Genomic DNA, 16,224 nt, shown 5'->3' on the forward strand with positions numbered 1-16,224 from the left:
CCTAACTAATTCTGTGGTTGGGTTTATAAGCTTTCTTTCGAGCTTATCCCGGGTGGGAAAAATGACAGAGGAACTCTTTGAAGAGGTCGAGGTCGAGGCCCACGTTTACCCCACAGAGGACATCGAGAAGGTCAAGAAGGCCATGCTGAACCTCGTCCCCGATTTGGAGTTCGAGGCCTTTGATAGGGGCGACTACATTATTCTGACCGGAAAGACGGGGAGCAGAAAAGCGTTAAGCAGGCTCTACGAGCTCTTCCGCGGGCAGGCGATACTAGACACTGCGCGCTCCTTCCTGGAGGAGGGCTACTTCGGCGAGGAAATAATCGTCAAGGTGAACAAGCAGGCGGCTTACGCGGGAGTTGTGAACTTCAACGAGGAATCACCGCTTGGCCCGATAACGATAGTCATCAGAACCAAGAATCCCAAGAAGCTCATGAAATGGCTCGCACCGAGGACGAAGGACGGCGTGCCGATAGAATAGGACTGCCACATCTCTTTTGGTTCCCTTGGATTTGTGGGTTTTCAAATTTTCAACATGCAAAAACTTTTTATTTAACATTTAGTGGTAATCAATGGGCTATTAATGGGGGTGTCCCGTACAAATGCTGAGGGGTGCGTTACTATGAAAGACCTGGAAACCCTTAAAAAAATCGTGGAGCGCGGGGAAGAGCTCAACGGCCTCTACGGTGAGGGCAACTGGAAGGTGAGAACAGTAACAACCAGTAACGGGAGGACGTTCCTCGCCGTAACGAAAGAGCTGGAAGCAATCGGCGTCAAGGGTGGCGACAAGGTCATAGTAGCCTCAACCGTTCTTAACGGCCGTCCTGTCGTCGTGATTGAGAAGCTATAACGGCGGTTCAATAAAAGGTAGAAGGGGTTATCCCTGCTTTTTCTTCCTCCTTCCCCAGCTTATCTGGGCCGTCAGGATTCTCTCCGAGGAAAAGACTCTCGCGGTCGCGTAGAGTATTGCCGCCGCTATGATGGTCAGGTAGAGCACGCTTGCCACCAGAGGCTTGTAGCTGCTCAGCAGGGCGTAGCGGTAGTCGATGACAGGGTGGGTGAAGGGTATTGCCAGCAGGGTGTACTTAACTAGAGTTGGCATGTCGTTGATGTCAGTGTACATCAGCAGGAACGCCGGGAAGGCCAGCGGAAGGATCACCGCGCTCACCAACGTGGTCGCGCTCTGAACGTCCTCCGCGAAGGTCGCCACTATCATCGCCAGGCTGAGGGCTATTATTATCGTCAGGAACACGACGAGTGCAAACATTGCCGCGCCCGTTGGAGTTACCACGAGGCCCAAATCCTCAAGGCTCACCCCGCTCGAACCTATACCGAAGGAGCCCATGTAGTACTTCATTCCGACCATATAAGCTACCGCCGCCGCGAGACCCATCATCGCGGTCCCGAAGATCTTGGCTGCCACGATGTGGGTTCTGGGAACCGGGAGGGTGAGCAGGGTTTCCAGTGTTTTGTTCTCCTTCTCACTCGCTATCGCTCCTGCCGCCATCTGAGAGGTTATCATGACCATCATGAAGACTATTAGCGGTATCGTGAAGGCCTGCGCCGCTATGACCCCCGAGACGACGGTGGGAGACACGTCCACTACGTTGCCGTTTATTACCGACCTGCTCTCGGTTCGTATCGGCTGGAGTATCGCGTCCGGATTGTTAGCGCCGAGGTTCTTCACCTTTATTTTGGCTATGCTCTCGCTGAGGACCTGCAGGACGGCGTTTATCCTTCCCTCGCTGACGCTTTCCTTTATGCCCGTGCTTATGCTCATGAAGATTCCGTATATCTCCACCGTGGCCGTCTCGTTGGCCTGGAGCTTTGCCGTGAAGTCCGGAGGTATTACCACTAGGACGTTCTGCTCGTTCTGTACCGCCTGTTGAATTGCCTCATCGAGGGAAGTGGCGTTCACCACCGTTACCGTCACGTTGGGGGCTATTTCCAGCGCCTTTATCAGGAGCGCACCGTACTTTCCGTCGTCGAAGTTCACTATAGCCACGTGAGTCTCGCCCTGGGCCTGCTCCATTCCCACACTGACGGCCTTTCCCATCACTGGAAGAAGGATAAGCGGGACGACTACCAGGCCAAAGACGAGCTTCTTGTCCCTGAACAGGTTTTTGAGCTCCTTCATCGCCATTACCCAGAAGTCGCTCAAGCCCCCTCACCTCCTATGGGCTCACTGATTTTCTTCCCAACGGCAGTCATGAAGACCTCCTCGAGGTTCTCCGCTCCGTACTTGTCCTTCAGCTCTTTGGGGGTGCCTACATCAACTATCTGTCCTTTGTTTATCAGCGCCACCCTGTGGCAGAGGTACTCAACCTCCAGCATGTTGTGGCTCGAGAGGAGAAACGTTACCCCTTCCTCGCGGGCGAAGCGCCTTATCATCTGACGTATCGAGTAGGCGTTCACTATGTCCAACCCGCTCGCTGGTTCGTCGAGTATCGCGAGTTTGGGCTTCACCATAAGTGCCCTGGCTATGAGCAGCTTCCTCGCCATTCCCTTGGAGTAAGTCGCCACCTTGTCGTGAAGCCTTTCCCCAAGTCCGCTAAGCTCGACGCCGAGCTCGAGCATCTTCTTTGCTTTTTCCTCGTCCTTCGCGTACAACTTCGCCATGAACTGAAGGTACTCGTAGCCGGTGAGGTTTTTGTATGCTCCGGCCTCTTCAGGCAGGTAGCTTATCAGTCCCCTTACCTTCTCCGCCTCTTTCACGACGTCGTGGCCGGCTATCCTCGCGGTTCCTCCCGTGGGTTTGAGGAGCGTCGAGAGTATCTTGAGCGTCGTGCTCTTTCCGGCCCCGTTCGGCCCGATCAGGCCGAATATTTCACCTTCATTGACGGAGAAGCTTATCCCTTTGAGGGCCTTTACCTTTCCGTAGTCCTTCTCGAGGTTCAGAACTTCAACCATGGGCATTCAAGGTCCCCCATTATCCTTAATCTTCCTCGTAGATAAAGATTTCTTCAATCGGTTTGTTGAAAAATCGGGCGATTTTGAAGGCCAGCCTAAGCGACGGATCGTAGCGGCCCTTCTCGATGGCTATTATTGTCTGTCTGGTGACGCCCAAAGCCCTCGCCAGCTCCTCCTGGGTTATGCCCACCTCCTCCCTGAGCTCGCGGAGACGGTTTTTCATTCGAATCCCTCACAGTTTCCTCGAGTAATAAGCCCTGAATGCCAAGTTGCCAAAAAATATTGTCGCGAATATCAATACCATGAAATTGGCGCACCTCTCGTCTCGGATAAAGAATGCGCAGTAGTACAGCGAAATCACGGTTACGAGCAGAACCAGCTCCAGCGTCCGCATGGCGGAGATTTTGGCTATCTCTTCGGCCCTCTCATCGAGGGGAAAGCCGATGTTGTTCACTGTCGTCCTGGTCATGAAGTACCCGAAGAGCCCGCCTCCAATCAGGGCAATCAACGAGACCAAGGCGAGCTCGTTCATTCACATCACCCTTTCGTAGCGGTACTGTGATATTAGGAGGACAATTGCACCTAGCGCGAGTGGAATCAGGAGCTTCATGGCAATTTCGGTGTTCCCTTTGGAGTACTCCCAGAGGTACTCGGCAAAGAGGAGGATACTCATCACGGCGAACGCGTTTCCTGTACTCTTGGTACTTATCAGCTCGGTTCTCTCGTCCTCTACCTTCTCCACCCTTGAGTTGTAGTACCAGTTCAGAGCGTATGCCAGCAGAACGCCTAGAAGGAATATTCCCACCGCTAGGGATGCCCTTCCAGATTTGGTGGAGTATGCAAGGCCGATAATTATCCCGGCTATTAAACCTGCGCGCAGGCCTTCGTATTTCAGGCTCATTCACATCACCATGTAAAGTTTCCTTTACGTAAAGCTTCCTTTACATCCTTATAAGCCTTTCCCCTCAAAGTTTTTAAAGCGCCGGGGAGAAGTTCAATCCGCGCGGGGGTTGCCGAGCCTGGCCAAAGGCGCGGGATTTAGGGTCCCGTCCCGCAGGGGTTCCGGGGTTCAAATCCCCGCCCCCGCACCAGAAACGTTTCTGAGCAAAGTTTCATCAAAGCTAGCATGCCTTGTCAGAACATGCAAGTTAGTTAGGGGTTTGTCATTAACTCGCTTGTTTTGGTTGGGGTTTTCTTCTCCTTAGCGCCCTTCGGGCGCTGTCCTGAAGTAAACCTTGTTGAATTACTCCGTCGGGGGTACAAAACCCTCTTAAAATACACATTTTGAAGAAGCATGCTGACTTTTGACTTTCTATTTTGGACAGTTATACCTTTTTGGTCAAGCTTTGTGGGAGCAAAGCTTGCTCACGGCATTTTGAGCTCGCTCCTCACGTCCTCGTCCATCAGTATGAAAAGCGCCAGTGCGGAGAGGAGGGTCAGCGTTGCCGCGGGGAAGGAAAGGCCTACCATGATCCACAGCAGGCCGAAGAGCATATCGAGGAGCGCCAGATAAGCGGAGAGGTTCACGAAGATTTCCAAGCCCCTCCAGAGGCCGAGGGCAAAGGCCAGGTGTATCGTCCCGATTATCGAGTAGCCGATGAGGTTGGTGGTTTCCCCCCCACTAATGGCCGCTATGCCATAGAAAAAGAAGGCAAGGAGGGTAAAGAAGGAGACCACGATGGGTTTAGGCTGCATCGCCCAGCTCCTCCACGGGGAGCCTCATTCTGGAAACGGCCAGGAGGGTGAGGATTCCGAGGATCGGCATCAGGGCCAGTTCGGCCAGGGCCAGCCCGGTTCCCTGCCTGGCGAGAATCTCGGTGACGGTCGGGGCTATGGCGTTGGCGGAGTTGGAGATTAGGCCGAGGGCGAAGCTGGCCTTGGGAAAGATGCTCTTTGGATAGGTTGCCGGAGCGCTCGTCCAGAAGGCCGGTCCTGTTCCCTGGAGGGCGCCGATGAGGACGACCGAGGCGAGGGCAAGGGTGTAGTTCCCCGCCAGCATGGCCTTTCCGTATACCAGCAGTCCGATGAAGGCGACCGCGTAGGAAAATATCATCACCTGGACGATGGCCCTGAAGAGGCCCTTGGCGCTCGGGTTCTTCCTCGACAGCATGTAGCCGACGTAGCCCATTCCGATGCTCCAGAGGGCCTTAGAGACGTTTAAGCTGGTGCTCAGCGTTGCCACGTGCTCCTTGGTCCAGCCCATGCTGTAACCAAGGGACGCGGAGAATCCGATTATCGTGAAGATGACCCACAGGGCAGGGAAGAAGGTGAAGCCGAGAACCCAGGTGAAGGGCATTTTCCAGACGTTTATCCTCGCCTCGCCCTCGCTCCTGTGGATTATCTCGAAGTCCTCTGTAAGAACCCACCAGAGGGCGAGGACGGCGTACATTATGATGACGGTTACCCAGAAACCGCCCTTCCAGCCGAAGCTCGCCACCGCGTACTTGGCGCTCATGCTTCCGAAAACTCCCCCCCAGAAGATGCCCGAGAGGACTATTCCTTTAGCGAACGGTCTCTCAGCCACGAAGAAGTGAGCTATCTGAGTGCTGAAGAGCGGCACGAGCGTGACCACGAAACCCTGAATGAACCTGAGGAACACCACGACGTACCAGTTGGGGGCAAGGGGAATGAGGGCCTGCGCTATCGCCGCCCAGCTGAGCGCTATGGCGACGCTCCTCTTGAAGCTTCCCTCGTATATTCTGGTATGACCAAGGAGGAAGGCTATGAAAAGACCGAAGACGTAAGCGATGTGCTGCCACTCGTAGGCGTTATCGTCGATGCCGAAGTGCGCTATGACGTCCGGCTTGGCGACGGCCATCATGGTGAGCGTTCCGAAGCCGGCGGTCATCACGAGGGTGTCGAGCAGTACCGACCTCCATCTCCTGTCCATCTCTATCCCTCCTAAAGCTTTCCGAATATCATGAGCACTCCGAAAACTATGAAGAGCGCCCCTGCGAACTTGTGAACGAGTTCGAGGGGAATGAAGTCCCCGAGCTTGTCGCCGAGAACCGCGCCGATGAGGTTCACGGCGGCCAAGCCCAGAACGGCACCTATGAAAGCCGTTTTCCAGCCGTACTTGGCCGCGAAGGCCATCGTTGCCAGCTGGGTTTTGTCACCGAGCTCCGCCAGAAAGATTGCGAAGAAGATGGCGAGAATTCCGTCCATCGGACCTCCCTCAGAGCTTTGAAAGGGCCTCGTGCATTCTCTCCATGGCCTCTTTAAGCTGGCTCTTCTTGGTGGCGTAGCTTATCCTTATCCAGCCCTCTCCGGCCTTTCCGAAAGCGGTTCCCGGGATCACCACCACCCTGGCGTTGTCGAGGAGCCACTCCGCGAAGTCTTCGCTGCTCATCTCAAGCTCGGGATCAATCTTGGCCCAGATGTAGAAGGCGCCCTTGGGTCTGAAGGGGGTTATGTGGGGCATCTTGTTGAGGTACTTGAGGACGAGCCGCCTCCTCTCGGCGTAGGTCTGGCGCATGGCCTCGACAGCTTCCCAGCTGCGCTTGTCGCGAAGGGCCGTAATTCCCGCTATCTGAATGAAGGACGTCACGTTGCCGATGACGTAGGCGTGGAGCTTTATCATGTCCCTTATGACCTGGGTCGGGGCGATGGTGAAGCCCAGTCTCCAGCCGGTCATGGCAAAGGTCTTGGAGAAGCTGTTCGCCAGAATCGTGTTGTGCGGGGCGTACTTTATCATCGGGTAGTGCTTAGCTCCTTCGTAGAGGAAGTGCTCGTAGGGCTCGTCGCTGAGAATGTAGAGGTTGTAGTCCTCGGCTATGTCAGCTATCGCCTTGACGGTCTTCTTCTTGAGGACGGCACCCGTCGGATTGTTGGGATAGTTTATGACGAGCATTCTGGTGCGCTTTGTAATGGCCTCGACCAGCTCGTCCGGATCGAGCTGGAACTCTCTTTCTTCACGGAGGGGGATCCTTATGATGCCCGCCTCAGATATCTTGGCGTCCTCGACATAGCAGACGAAAGCGGGGTCGGGAATGATTACATCATCGTCCTGCTCCAGGAGGGTCTGGAATGCGAGATAGGTTGCCTCGTAAGCGCCGGCGGTGACGATTATATCCTCGGGAGAAACATCAACCTTGTAGTGTGTCTTGTAGTACTCGGCTATGGCCTCGCGGAACTCGGGGATTCCGGCGTTGGGGGTGTAGTGCGTATAACCCTCGTCGAGGGCCTGTTTGGCGGCTTCCTTTATGACCTGGGGGGTGTCAAAATCGGGTTCGCCTATCCCCAGGGATATTACGTTCTCCATCTTCTTGGCTTTTTCGAAGAGTTCCCTGATTTTCGAGCGCTGAATAAGGTTTATTCTGCCGGCGAGGAAGTATTTGCGCTTTTTGTATCTCATGGGAGCATCACCTCAGGCAGTTCGAAAGTAATGGCGGGATTTTATAAACCTATCCGACACAAAGCACAGAAATGGCCATTGTTTGTCTATAAAACTTCAACGAGCGCGGCTTTTTCGAAAAATCTTTTCGATTTTTCCTTGTTGCAGTCGATGAGAGGCAGCTCCTCCAGACCCAGCTCCGCAAGAATTTCCTTGGCTCTCTCCCCGCTGCCGAAGACTACGAGGTAGTTCTCACCCTCCCCTGCCCCGTGGTTCTTTATCGCGTCCTTTATCTGGAGCGTTCCAGCCAGGCGGAGCAGCATCTCTCCTCCAAGGGTTTTGGCGTGGTTGGTGCCCCTTTCAAACGAGCGCATTGCCAGGAGTGCCGCGAAGGCCACTTGTTCCCAGCAGTCTGCCTTTACAACTTGAAAGTCGCCACCTATCTTTGGTATCAACTTCTCAACGTTTTTGACCAGTACCCGGGCGATGTGGAGATTGTCGGTTATCCCTCTCATCTGTTCACCCCGTGCCAGCTGGAAACTTTGGCGTTAAAACCCTTTCTGGGTCTCTCGGGCGTTTGAGTTGTTGTATTTTTTGCTACTTTAGATTCTTTCAAAAATTTTTTGAGAATCATATTATTTTGATAATATCAAGCAAGCGCAAAGTATTTAACTAATTAAACCACTATTTATTTCAGCGGCTTGCTGAACTAGGTGGTGCAGAGATGACCAAAATGCGTATCATCAGTGTACAGCTCCCTCAGGGACTGATAAACGCCATGGATCAGCTCGTCAGGAAGGGTGTATATCCCAACAGGAGCGAGATTATCAGGGAAGCTATACGCGAGCTTTTGAAGAAGGAACTCTATCAGCTTGAGATCGAGGAGCGTTCAACTCCAGATTACGTCCTGAAATAAGCCGCTTCAATCAACGGTTAAATCAAATTGCTGCTGATCAGTCCAAGTTTGGGGGGTTGGGGCATATGGTATTCAAGCTGTTGGAACAGGCCGGAATCAAGCTGGATCTCGATGAGGGACCCAGGGCGCCTCAGATGGAGGGATTCTCCGACGAGAACCTTGAGGATCTCATAAAGATAGTCATAGTTGGCGTTGGCGGCTCTGGCAATAACACGATAACCAGACTCTTTGAGCTCGGTGTTCAGGGTGCTGAGCTTATAGCAATGAACACTGACGCCCAGCACCTTGCCAGGACGAAAGCCCATAAAAAGCTTCTCCTCGGCAAGGAAATAACCCAGGGTAAGGGTTCCGGTGGAAACCCCGAGGTTGGCTACCGCGCCGCCGAGGCGAGCGCCCACGAGATTGCCGAGACCATCGGTGACGCCGATCTTGTGTTCATAACCGCTGGTATGGGTAACGGCACCGGTACGGGCGCTGCTCCGGTTGTTGCGAAGGTCATAAAGGAGCGTGCCAGGCACAACGGTCGCTTTAGGGAACCGCTCGTCGTCAGCGTTGTAACCTACCCGTTCAAGAACGAGGGCAAGATCAGGATCGAGAAGGCCAAGGCTGGTATAAAGGCCCTCATGTACTACTCGGACACGGTCATCATCATCGAGAACGACAAGCTCCTCAAGCTCGTCCCGAAGCTTCCAATAAACGCCGCCTTCCGCTTCGCCGACGAGATAATAGCCAGAATGGTCAAGGGCATCACCGAGACGATAAAGCTCCCGTCCATGGTTAACATCGACTTTGCCGACGTTTACAGCGTCATGCACAACGGCGGTGCGGCCTTGATAGGAATAGGCGAGAGCGACTCAAGCAACAGGGCGGTCGATGCGGTCAAGAACGCGCTCGAAAACAAGATGCTCGAGGTTGAGTACGGAAGCGGCGACAGGGCCCTGGTTCACTTCACAGTCGGACCAGACGTGAGCCTCGGTGAGATAAACGACGCCATGAACATCGTCTACGAGAAGCTTGGCGAGAAGAGCGAAATCAAGTGGGGTGCAAGGATAGACGAGGATATGGGTAAAGTGGTAAGGGCAATGGTCATAATGACCGGCGTTAAGTCCCCCCACATACTCGGTGGCGAACACGCCCTCCAGGTTGGCTCGTCGATGAAGGACAACATAATAGCCCCCGAGCCGGTCAAGCCGTTCAAATCCAAGGACGGAGATTTTGATAGAATCTTCAACGCGATATCCGGTAAACCCGAGAAGAAGGGAAGAGAACTCCCACCCTACGCGAAAAGGGTTCTCGAAGACTTCATTGACATCGCCTGATTTTCCCCTTTACCATTTAGCGGGTGATTCTATGGCAGTGGTTATTAGCGTAGCCAACCAGAAAGGCGGCGTTGGAAAGACCACCTTGACGATGAACCTTGCCTATGCCCTCTCGGCGATGGGCAGGAAGGTCCTGGTGGTGGACATTGACCCCCAGTTCAACCTCACGTTCGGTCTGATCGGAATGGACGTCCTTCAGTACGGCAACAGCAACGTTGGAACCCTCATGACAAGGGAGAGCGACATCGAGGATACGATAGTTGAGGTCAGGGAGAATCTGCACCTGGTACCGAGCCATCTCAACCTTTCGGCCAAGGAAATAGAGATAATCAACGCCTACAACCGCGAGAGAAGGCTCGAAAAGGCCCTACTGCCCGTCCTTCCAGATTACGACTACGTTCTGATAGACAACCCTCCGAGCATGGGGATATTCCTTGTGAACTCACTGACTGCCTCAGATTACGTTCTCATTCCCCTAGAACTGAGCTACTTTGGCGTCATAGGAATGCAGCTGATGTTCAATTTGATGCGTATGATACGTCAGGAAACTAACGAGAACCTTAAACTCCTTGGCCTGGTTCCCAACAAGTTCACCCGTCAGACCAAGGTTCCGAAGATGCGCCTCAAGGAGCTCAGGGAGACCTACCCCGACGCGCCCATTCTGACGACGATTCCAAAGGCGATAGCTCTGGAGAAGGCCCAGAGCCAGGGCATGAGCATATTCGAGTTTGAGGGTGATGGACGGGCCGCCAGGGCCTTCAAAAAGCTCGCCCGCGAGGTGGTTGAGATTGTCGAAGGATAAAATCCCAAAGCTCTTCGATGGTTCCGTCAATGAGCTCACCCGGCCGTCGAAGCCTCGAAAGAGGGAGGATAAGGCTCCTTCAAGATCGGCCGAGCTGAAGAAGGAGAAGATGCAGAAGACCCTTTACATAAGCAGGGACATGAACAGGAAGCTCATTGAGCTCTATGGGGAGGAGGGCAGGAGGCAGAGCGCTATCGTAGAGGACGCGGTCAATCTTTACTACTACCTCCGCCTTGCCCTGGGGGAGAAAAAGTTCGAGGAACTCCTCAGCGCCGTGAAGAGAGAAGACCCCGACTTCCTTAGGGACTACATAGAGAAGTTCAAGCTCTGATGTTGATTGGGACCCACGGTTGAAATAACCCGCTAAAATCACGCCCCAACTCCCGGCCCGGGTTGAGGCTAGTCGCAGTAGGCCTCGACTATTCTTCTTATTATCTTGCTCGTCTTCGCCCTGTCGCTCTTGTAGAGGTAGGGTATCCTTATTACCTCCGCGTCGATGCCGTGTTGTCTGAGTGCCTCCTTGAGCCTCTCGCAGTTGAAGTCTTGGTCGGGGCCTATGGCCACTATGTCGGGGTTTATCCTCCTCACCAGCTCGTAGTCTATCCCTCCGGGGGAGCCGATGTAGACCTCGTCCACGTACTTTATAGCCCTCAACAGCTCCGCCCTGTCCTCAGCGGGATTGACAGGTTCCCTCCCCTTCCTTCTCCTGACCGTGTCGTCGTGGGAGACTATCACTATAAGCTCGTCGCCCAGCTCCTTAGCCTGCCTCAAAAAGTGAATGTGACCGACATGGAGGAGGTCGAAGACGCCCCCCACCAGAACGCGGATTCTCCGCTCCACCCGCCCTTCTCCCATCTCAGCCCACCGTCAGCTCCCAGATCCTGTCCTTTGCGTGGTGTATGTTCTTCACAGCCTTTCCCTTGGGCTTCTCCTTCATCGCCTTTCCGTCCATGAGTGCTATGCCTATCGCCAGCGGTCTTCCGTAGTCCTCCTCAACCACGAAGACGAAGTCGCCCTCCCTTATGCCATCATCGGCGTCGGTTATCCCCGCCGCCATGACGTCGGCGCCCTTTATTATGAAGGGCACCGCACCGGCATCGACCACCACCCTTCTCGGCCACTTCCTCAGGTCTTCCTCGTTGGAAAGCTCGTAGAGCGCTATGACGAGCGGGAAGATGAGGCCCTTCCTCCGTATGAAGAACGGCTTACCGTTCACGAGGAGTATCTCGGTTGTCTTATCGAACTCCGCCACCTCGACGCGGTCCTTCTTGTTCAGCATCTTCCCCGCTATCTCCTCGCCGAATATCTCACTCATCTCCCTTATTATCTCCTTCACTTCCTTCTTGCTGAGCGGGTGCTTGACCTTAAGCTCCATCTTCACACCCCCGCTATCTCCCGGTGGAGATTTCTCGCGGCTTCCCTTGGATTCTCACTCGCATAGATAGAGCGGCCCACGATGACGTAATCGGCACCGGCCTTTAAAACTTCGCCTGCCTTTCCTCCCTGTGCCCCAACACCGGGGGTCAGGATTTTGATTCCGGGTTTCAGCTTCGAGCGTATGTATGCAACGCGCTCCGGCCTTGTGGCCGGCGCTATAACGCCGAAGGGCTCAAGCTCGTTGGCGAGCTCGATCAGCTTATCCGTCGCCGGTTGGATAAATTCCTCTGCACCCGGGTGGCTCATCTCGACGACAATGATGGTCTCCCCAAGCTCCATGATGGCATTGACGCCCTCCCTTCCGACGAAGCCGTGGGCTATGATGTAGTCGGCCCCTGCGTCAAAAACTTTCCTCGCTATGAGCCTGTTGGTGTTCGGAATATCGGCCAGCTTAAGATCTGCTATCACCGGCAGTCCGGTCACCTGCCTGAGTTCGGTGATGATGCCCAAACCCGAGCCTATTATCAGCGGCCAGTTCACCTTCACGGCCCACAGGTAGTCAGCGGTGCATTCCGCTATCTCCAGGGCCCTCTCACGTTCGTAGACGTCAAGGGCAAGTATGAGCCTCTTCATGGCTTCACCTCACGAGGGACCTTATCTCCTCCGGCAGTTCTCCCTCCTTCAGGGTGAGGGCGACGTGATATGCGCTCTTCATGGCGTCGGCTTCCTTCTCTGCCCACGTTACCACTACGAGGTCATTATCCTCCAGATTGAACGCCCCTTTAATTTCCCCCGCAAGCCCGGGCATCGTCTCGCTCAGCGGCCTTTCGTCCTCGGGGAAAACTGGCTCTCCGTTCTTCACAACGAGTATCATTGCTCCCTTTGCAAAGAACCTTACTGCCTCGTCCCTGAGCTCGATGCTCTTGAATTCGGGCGGGTTTTTCACGAGAATGGCGTGGGCTGGGTAACCATCGACCTCCCCAACCTTATGAACCTCTGAGAAGTGCTTCGAGAGCCTTTCAAGGAGCTTCATTCCGCTATCGTTGAGAGAGTGCCCGCGCTGGGTGGAGCTTATGACATCGAGGGCGGCAAGTTTCTTCAAAAGCGTCCTGACGCTCCCTTCGCCGAGGTCAAGAACCTCTGATATAGCCTTTCTTCCCGTCGGGTTCTGAAGCATGAAAAGAACCGCAACGGCATCTTCAAGAGTGAACTCAGGATAGGCTCCCCTCTTCCAGCTCATCGGCTTCCCTCCGGAAGAAATAGGATTGATGGGATTAAAAGGTTTGTTGGAAGAAGAGGGGAATCAGAGCCACCTGGGCTCGAGGCCGGCCCAGATGCGCATCTTCTCGTGGGCTATGATGCGCGGTATGTTGGGCCTGTCCTTCGGTCCCGGGTTCTTCATGTAAAAGGCGTTTACCTCGTAGACGGTTCCAAAGGCCTTCTTCTCAATCGCTATCTTTCCGAGCCTCGCGAGGTCGACGAGAAGGCCAGCTAAAGCCGGGCTGTCGTTTATCCTTCCGGTGATGACGAGCTCGTCGTGGGCGCCGTTGAAGCTGACGTACTCGATGTGCATCGCTATGAACTTCTTGTCGCCGAGGGGCTCGAGGAAGCCGGTGGGCTTGATGTAGTGCGGAGCGTCGTAGCCGAGAAGCTCCTTGACAACCGAGCTCTTGGTGAACTCCTTGCTCTTGTTCCTCTCCTTGTCGGTGAGGGCCAGGAAGTCGTTGTTTCCGCCGATGTTGAACTGGGCTATGTCGAGGACGTAGCGGTTCCTCTGGGCGAGGTGGCTGAGTATGTCGGCGGTGAGCGGGGTTGCGCCGGTGGCACCGTCGTCGCCGAAGATAACGAGGTTGCTCTCCTTCGCGAGCTCGACGAACGCCGGGTCGTTGGCGATGAGCGTCGGAATCGCGTTGACGAAGGCAGCGCCGCCGACCTCCCTGGCGTACTGGGCTATCGCGTAGGCGTAAACCTGCGTTGCCGTGAGCCTGTCCCTGTTGTCCTCCTCGATGGCCTTCTCAAGCTCCTCCCTGCTCCCGAAGGGCACGAAGGCCTCGGTGGTGCAGACGTTAACGAAAACCTCGGCACCGAGCTCCTTCCACTCGTTCACGAGGTGCTCGACCGCCTCGCTGAGGGTCATCTCGTCTTCGAGGCCGGTAGCTTCAAGCGGGAGGTTCCTGAGGCTCCCGAGGTGTATTCCCTTCCTTATGGTTATCCCCCTGAGGCTCTCCGGTGCCTCCGGATCGTAGGCCTTGACGACATCGTAGAGGTCCTTTCCGACCTTGCCGGCATCAACGTCGTAGGAGCCGACTATCTCGATGTCCTTAATCTTGATTGGAAGCTCATCGGCAAGGGGGACGCCGTAGGGCTCCATCTTTCCTGCCTTTATCTTCTCAAGCCCGCTCGCGAAGATGCTGGCAACGTAGCCCTGTCCGAGTATGACAACCTTCACCATTTTCTCCACCTCCTCAGTTGCTCTAAGATATTTTACAACAGTTAAATAGTTTTCGGCTGCAAAACTTTTCGGGAAATTAAATACGCCGTCAGGATAACCCTCGGGTTTGTCAAGACGGCCATCAGGAGGAAGAGCGCCTTGACCGAGACGTTCGAAGGCCAGAGCAGGAACAGCATGGTTATGAAGACCCTCTCGTCCCTCTTTCCGGGAAGCCTTCTCAGGGCGGGGACTTCCCTGTAGGCGTCCCTGCAGAAGGCGGCCTTGAACCTCTCGGTCGAGTAGCTGACCATGACAGAGCCAAGCAATGCCAGGAGGGCAACGAGGTACCAGAGGGGCTCCCTTAGGGTCGAATAGGCCAGCAGGGCTAAGAAAGCCCCGTCAACGTAGCGGTCGAGGAGGGAGTCGATGTAGCCGCCGAACCTGCTCGTCCTCAGCTGTGCCCTGGCAAGCTCGCCGTCAACGCCGTCGAGGATGGAGCTAAGCTGGTAGAGTATCCCGGCCAGAGGGAGGCTGACGAGGGTTAGAAAGGCCGAAAGGATTCCAAGGGCGAATGTAAGGGCTGTCATCTCGTTTGGGGTGGCCTTCTCCACCAGGAAGTAGCTGACCCTCGTCGAAATCTTCCTGTTGATGTGCCTGCTGATGAAGCCGTCGCCCGTTCCCTTCACCGCTGTGAAGACGAGCATCCTTCTGGCTCTCTTCAGCTCCTCAGGTGTGTCAACGTCGGTCCAGCCGAGACCGTCAACGAAAGTCACCCTAAGCCCAGCCCGCTCAACGACCTCACTCAGCGGGTAGTCACCGTCCCGCTCTTCTTCAAGCCGGGCTGTCACCTCAAAGATGCCCTCATCGAGGACGAAGAAGCCCGTGTCTATTGCGTCCCACTCTCTCAGCCCCTTTCCGATTCGCTCGACCCTGCCGTCCCTGATTTTGACCTTTGTGGCCTCTTCAACGTCAATCCACCCCGGTTTCCTGTCCGCTATCAGGCCGTCTCCCTTTACAGCGCGCTCGATGAAGGCCTCGCTGTAGACGTGGTCGCTCATCACCAGAACAAACCGCCCGGAGACGCGGTTTCTGGCCATGTGGAGCGAGTGGCCGTTGTCCCTCTCGGGCTCTGGGTTTACCACCAGCTCGGCGTTGAAGCCGTGCCTTTCAATGAACTCCTGGTAAAGCGGGGCGTAGCGCTCGTTGGTTACGATTACAAAGCGTTTGATGCCGTTTTTCTGGAGTAGTACTATCGTTCGATAGAGAATCTCCCTTCCCGCAACCTTGAGGAGGCCCTTGGGCCTGCCCCCGATCCTCGTGCCGAGGCCAGCCGCTAGAATCACCGCCGTCCCTGGGGTCATTGACATCACCTTTTTAAGTCCCTCGATGTGGCATCAATCGGGAGAACCGAGATTAAATTAACCATAGGTGATTTAAAGTTTTCGGTGGTGAAAATGCGTGTCGCGGTGCTCTATTCGGGCGGTAAAGATTCCAACTACGCCCTCCACTGGGCGCTGAGGCAGGGCTTTGAGGTGAAATACCTCGTCTCGATGGTCAGCGAGCGCGATGACAGCTACATGTACCACGTGCCGAACATACACCTCACCGAGCTCCAGGCGAGGGCCATAGGGATTCCCCTCGTCAAGGGCTTCACGAGCGGCGAGAAGGAGAGAGAGGTAGAGGACATGAAGGCCGTCCTTGAGGGGCTGAGGATAGATGGAGTCGTTGCCGGAGCTCTGGCGAGTGAGTACCAGAAGAAGAGAGTCGATAGGGTGGCGGAGGAGCTTGGAATCGAGAGCTTCGCCCCGGCCTGGCACCGCGATCCAATAGATTATATGCGCGAGCTGGTGGGGATTTTCGACATTGTGATAGTCGGGGTTTCAGCATACGGTCTTGACGAGAGCTGGCTCGGACGGAGGATAGACGAGAAGGCCTTAGGTGAGCTGGTAAAGCTCCACGAGAAGTATAAAATCCACGTCGCAGGGGAAGGCGGTGAGTTCGAGACCTTCGTCAGGGATGCGCCGTTCTTCAGGGCGAGGATAGTTTTCGACGAGGTCGAGAAGAAGTGGAGCGAGTGGGAGTATTCGGGGGTTCTTGAGGTGAAGAGGGCGCACCTTGAAAGAAAAGGTTGAGGGC

General features: G+C 55.0%; 23 protein-coding genes and 1 tRNA gene. 8 read left to right on the forward strand and 16 right to left on the reverse strand.

Translation table 11 applies throughout. From position 1 onward, the window contains the following. The first annotated feature begins 61 nt into the window (after nt 1-61). Together CL1_RS07550 and CL1_RS07555 are read left to right on the forward strand one after the other, a co-directional pair. Nucleotides 62-481 (forward strand): RNA-binding domain-containing protein, encoded by a 420-nt coding sequence (locus tag CL1_RS07550; protein ID WP_014789287.1) that lies wholly within the window; start codon nt 62-64, stop codon nt 479-481. A gap of 141 nt (nt 482-622) precedes the next feature. After that, complete coding sequence (locus tag CL1_RS07555) at nt 623-850, forward strand: hypothetical protein (protein WP_048152136.1); 228 nt, start codon at nt 623-625, stop codon at nt 848-850. Between the two features lie 27 nt (nt 851-877). Here CL1_RS07555 and CL1_RS07560 read toward each other — a convergent pair whose 3' ends face one another. Genes CL1_RS07560 through CL1_RS07580 form a run of 5 tightly spaced genes read right to left on the reverse strand, consistent with a single transcriptional unit; the run spans nt 878 to nt 3,811 of the window. Continuing rightward, nucleotides 878-2,161 (reverse strand): ABC transporter permease, encoded by a 1,284-nt coding sequence (locus CL1_RS07560; RefSeq protein ID WP_048152139.1) that lies wholly within the window; start codon nt 2,159-2,161, stop codon nt 878-880. Beyond that, entirely contained in the window at nt 2,158-2,916 is a 759-nt protein-coding gene (locus CL1_RS07565; protein WP_014789289.1) for an ABC transporter ATP-binding protein, read from the reverse strand. Before CL1_RS07565 ends, CL1_RS07560 begins: the two co-directional genes overlap by 4 nt. A 19-nt stretch (nt 2,917-2,935) precedes the next feature. Then, nucleotides 2,936-3,133 carry a helix-turn-helix transcriptional regulator gene (locus tag CL1_RS07570; protein ID WP_014789290.1) on the reverse strand — a complete coding sequence of 66 codons (198 nt, stop codon included), beginning with the start codon at nt 3,131-3,133 and terminating at the stop codon, nt 2,936-2,938. 9 nt (nt 3,134-3,142) lie between these two features. Further along, the gene (locus CL1_RS07575; protein WP_014789291.1) at nt 3,143-3,442 is read right to left on the reverse strand and encodes a DUF2178 domain-containing protein; all 300 of its coding nucleotides are present in this window, start codon (nt 3,440-3,442) and stop codon (nt 3,143-3,145) included. After that, a complete protein-coding gene (locus CL1_RS07580) occupies nt 3,443-3,811 on the reverse strand; it encodes a DUF2178 domain-containing protein (RefSeq protein WP_014789292.1) in 369 nt (122 codons plus the stop codon). Between the two features lie 102 nt (nt 3,812-3,913). On the opposite strand from CL1_RS07580, the gene CL1_RS07585 reads away from it, so the two are divergent. After that, nucleotides 3,914-4,001, forward strand: a tRNA-Leu gene (locus tag CL1_RS07585). 274 nt (nt 4,002-4,275) lie between these two features. On the opposite strand, the gene CL1_RS07590 is transcribed toward CL1_RS07585, so the two are convergent. The 5 genes from CL1_RS07590 to cgi121 form a co-directional block, all read right to left on the reverse strand. Continuing rightward, nucleotides 4,276-4,605 carry a hypothetical protein gene (locus CL1_RS07590; protein WP_014789293.1) on the reverse strand — a complete coding sequence of 110 codons (330 nt, stop codon included), beginning with the start codon at nt 4,603-4,605 and terminating at the stop codon, nt 4,276-4,278. Beyond that, nucleotides 4,595-5,800, reverse strand: coding sequence for an MFS transporter (locus tag CL1_RS07595; protein WP_014789294.1), 1,206 nt, complete (start codon nt 5,798-5,800; stop codon nt 4,595-4,597). Before CL1_RS07595 ends, CL1_RS07590 begins: the two co-directional genes overlap by 11 nt. Nucleotides 5,801-5,811: 11 nt before the next feature. Continuing rightward, on the reverse strand, nt 5,812-6,075 hold the full coding sequence (locus tag CL1_RS07600) for a TMEM165/GDT1 family protein (protein ID WP_014789295.1): 264 nt from the start codon (nt 6,073-6,075) through the stop codon (nt 5,812-5,814). A gap of 10 nt (nt 6,076-6,085) precedes the next feature. Next, the gene (locus tag CL1_RS07605; protein WP_014789296.1) at nt 6,086-7,264 is read right to left on the reverse strand and encodes a pyridoxal phosphate-dependent aminotransferase; all 1,179 of its coding nucleotides are present in this window, start codon (nt 7,262-7,264) and stop codon (nt 6,086-6,088) included. 86 nt (nt 7,265-7,350) lie between these two features. After that, nucleotides 7,351-7,758, reverse strand: a complete 408-nt coding sequence (gene cgi121 / locus CL1_RS07610; RefSeq protein ID WP_014789297.1) for a KEOPS complex subunit Cgi121 — start codon at nt 7,756-7,758, stop codon at nt 7,351-7,353. 209 nt (nt 7,759-7,967) lie between these two features. Between cgi121 and CL1_RS07615 the strand changes: the two genes are divergently transcribed. The 4 genes from CL1_RS07615 to CL1_RS07630 all read left to right on the forward strand — a co-directional run bounded on the left by CL1_RS07615 (nt 7,968) and on the right by CL1_RS07630 (nt 10,611). Further along, a complete protein-coding gene (locus tag CL1_RS07615) occupies nt 7,968-8,159 on the forward strand; it encodes a ribbon-helix-helix domain-containing protein (RefSeq protein WP_014789298.1) in 192 nt (63 codons plus the stop codon). Between the two features lie 65 nt (nt 8,160-8,224). Further along, on the forward strand, nt 8,225-9,478 hold the full coding sequence (ftsZ, locus tag CL1_RS07620; protein ID WP_014789299.1) for a cell division protein FtsZ: 1,254 nt from the start codon (nt 8,225-8,227) through the stop codon (nt 9,476-9,478). Nucleotides 9,479-9,509: 31 nt separating this feature from the next. After that, the gene (locus CL1_RS07625) at nt 9,510-10,280 is read left to right on the forward strand and encodes a ParA family protein (protein ID WP_014789300.1); all 771 of its coding nucleotides are present in this window, start codon (nt 9,510-9,512) and stop codon (nt 10,278-10,280) included. Then, a complete protein-coding gene (locus tag CL1_RS07630) occupies nt 10,267-10,611 on the forward strand; it encodes a hypothetical protein (RefSeq protein ID WP_014789301.1) in 345 nt (114 codons plus the stop codon). The genes CL1_RS07625 and CL1_RS07630 overlap by 14 nt, the downstream gene beginning before the upstream one ends. 68 nt (nt 10,612-10,679) lie before the next feature. Here CL1_RS07630 and CL1_RS07635 read toward each other — a convergent pair whose 3' ends face one another. The 6 genes from CL1_RS07635 to CL1_RS07660 form a co-directional block, all read right to left on the reverse strand. Further along, nucleotides 10,680-11,135 carry an adenylyltransferase/cytidyltransferase family protein gene (locus CL1_RS07635; protein WP_014789302.1) on the reverse strand — a complete coding sequence of 152 codons (456 nt, stop codon included), beginning with the start codon at nt 11,133-11,135 and terminating at the stop codon, nt 10,680-10,682. A gap of 1 nt (nt 11,136) precedes the next feature. Continuing rightward, a complete protein-coding gene (locus tag CL1_RS07640) occupies nt 11,137-11,655 on the reverse strand; it encodes an RNA-binding protein (RefSeq protein WP_014789303.1) in 519 nt (172 codons plus the stop codon). A gap of 2 nt (nt 11,656-11,657) precedes the next feature. Beyond that, nucleotides 11,658-12,290, reverse strand: coding sequence for an orotidine-5'-phosphate decarboxylase (gene pyrF, locus CL1_RS07645; protein ID WP_014789304.1), 633 nt, complete (start codon nt 12,288-12,290; stop codon nt 11,658-11,660). Nucleotides 12,291-12,294: 4 nt separating this feature from the next. After that, nucleotides 12,295-12,897, reverse strand: a complete 603-nt coding sequence (locus CL1_RS07650; protein ID WP_014789305.1) for a DUF4443 domain-containing protein — start codon at nt 12,895-12,897, stop codon at nt 12,295-12,297. Between the two features lie 63 nt (nt 12,898-12,960). Then, complete coding sequence (locus CL1_RS07655; RefSeq protein WP_014789306.1) at nt 12,961-14,109, reverse strand: inositol-3-phosphate synthase; 1,149 nt, start codon at nt 14,107-14,109, stop codon at nt 12,961-12,963. Nucleotides 14,110-14,150: 41 nt separating this feature from the next. After that, a complete protein-coding gene (locus CL1_RS07660; protein ID WP_014789307.1) occupies nt 14,151-15,449 on the reverse strand; it encodes a bifunctional L-myo-inositol-1-phosphate cytidylyltransferase/CDP-L-myo-inositol myo-inositolphosphotransferase in 1,299 nt (432 codons plus the stop codon). Between the two features lie 93 nt (nt 15,450-15,542). Here CL1_RS07660 and CL1_RS07665 point away from each other — a divergent pair, with 93 nt between their 5' ends. Beyond that, nucleotides 15,543-16,220 (forward strand): diphthine--ammonia ligase, encoded by a 678-nt coding sequence (locus CL1_RS07665; RefSeq protein ID WP_014789308.1) that lies wholly within the window; start codon nt 15,543-15,545, stop codon nt 16,218-16,220. Nucleotides 16,221-16,224 lie beyond the last annotated feature (4 nt).

Source organism: Thermococcus cleftensis, from assembly GCF_000265525.1.
In the GTDB taxonomy this organism is placed as follows: Archaea; Methanobacteriota_B; Thermococci; order Thermococcales; family Thermococcaceae; genus Thermococcus; species Thermococcus cleftensis.